This is a genomic window from Actinomadura sp. 7K534 (genome assembly GCF_004348575.1).
Classification (GTDB): domain Bacteria; phylum Actinomycetota; class Actinomycetes; order Streptosporangiales; family Streptosporangiaceae; genus Spirillospora; species Spirillospora livida.
The window spans coordinates 1-1581 of sequence record NZ_SMKB01000471.1 but is presented as its reverse complement, the minus strand read 5'-3'; the positions used below and the strand labels follow the sequence as shown (position 1 = coordinate 1581).

Annotated in this window: 2 protein-coding genes; both read left to right on the top strand. The window is 80.3% G+C overall.

Annotated features, from left to right (window positions below):
- The first annotated feature begins 46 nt into the window (after positions 1–46).
- Positions 47–679, top strand: a complete 633-nt coding sequence (locus E1266_RS37185; RefSeq protein ID WP_132055264.1) for an RNA polymerase sigma factor — start codon at positions 47–49, stop codon at positions 677–679.
- Entirely contained in the window at positions 676–1500 is an 825-nt protein-coding gene (locus tag E1266_RS37180) for a methylated-DNA--[protein]-cysteine S-methyltransferase (protein ID WP_132055262.1), read from the top strand. Before E1266_RS37185 ends, E1266_RS37180 begins: the two co-directional genes overlap by 4 nt.
- The last annotated feature ends 81 nt before the right edge of the window (positions 1501–1581 follow it).

The following is a 1581-nucleotide window of genomic DNA, read 5'->3' as shown; positions in this document are numbered from 1 at the left end:
GGGGCGGCCGGTGCAACCGGCCGGGGCGCGGCGGTGTTGAGCGGATGTGACGGTTACGGACGAGGTACCCACCTCCCACGCGGGCGGCGCCGCCGACACGGCGGGCGCGCGGGTCGTCGCGGCGCTGTCGGACGACCTGGACGCCGGGTTCGCGGTGCTGTACGAGGTGTACCGGGGCGCGGTGTTCTCGACCGCGCTGCGGCTGTGCGGGCGGTGGGCCGAGGCCGAGGACCTGTCGGCGGAGGCGTTCCTGCGCGCCTACCGGGCGCTGTGCGGGTACGGGCCGGAGCGGATCGCGGCGCTGCGGCCGCGGGCGTGGCTGCTGACGATCCTGGCGAACGTGTGGCGCAACAGCCTGCGGTCGGCGTCGCGGCGGCCGCAGGCGGGCCCGATCGAGGAGGCGCCCGATCCGCCGGACCCGGGCGAGGGCGTGGAGGACGCCGCCGCGCGCCGCGAGACGGGCCGGGAGCTGGCCGCGCTGCTGGCGCGGCTGCCGCACGACCAGCGCGCCGCGGTGGTGCTGCGGCACGTCACCGACCTGCCCGTCGCGGAGATCGCCGCGGTGCTCGGGATGCCGGAGGGCACCGTCAAGTCGCACATCTCCCGGGGCCTGGCGCGGCTGCGCGTGCTGCGCGGCGCCGGGCGGCCGGGCGAGGAGCAGAAAGGGGGCGTCCGATGACCACGGACGAGCGCGGGGCCGCGGGGCCGCCGGGCGGTGACCCGGCGGACGGGCTCGCCGCGGAGCTGGCGGGGCTGGGCGCCGACGCGCCCGCGGGGCTGCTGGACCGCGTCGCCGCGCGCCGCGTCCACGTCCCCGGGCCGCTGCCGGGCCCGCACGCCGATGTGCAGGTCGCGTTCACCGACCACGGTGTCGCCTACCTGCGCGCCGGGATGGACGAGGCGGAGTTCGCCGCCGCGTTCCGCGCCCGGTTCGCGCGGCCGCTGCTGCCGGCCGCGGCGCCGCCCGCCGGGCTGGTGCCGGCGCTGCGCACCGGCCGCCCGGGGGGCCTGCGGCTGGACCTGCGCGGCCTCGGCGAGTTCGAGGCGGCGGTGCTGCGCGCCGCCGCGCGGATCCCGCGGGGGCAGGTCCGGCCGTACGCGTGGGTGGCGCGGATGGCGGGGCGGCCGCGGGCGGTCCGCGCGGTGGGGTCGGCGCTGGGCCGCAACCCGGTCCCGCTGCTGATCCCGTGCCACCGGGTGACCCGCTCGGACGGGACGCTGGGCGAGTACGTGTTCGGCGCGGAGGCCAAGGAGCGGCTGCTGCGCGGCGAGGACGTCGACGTCGACGGGGTCGCCGAGCTGGCGCGGCGCGGGGTGCGGCTGGTCGGCAGCGACACCACCGGGATCGTGTGCTACCCGACGTGCGGCGACGCGCGGCGGATCACGCCCGCGCACCGGCGCGGGTTCGGGGACCTGTCCGCCGCGCTGGCCGCGGGGTACCGGCCGTGCCTGCGCTGCCGCCCCGGCGACCCCGGCCCCGGCGGCCCCGGCTTCGCGTGATCACCCGTCCCGCCTGATCGCGCGGGTCCCGGCGCGCGACACCGCGCACCGGGAGCCTGGCCGGGGCGCGGTGGGCGGAAC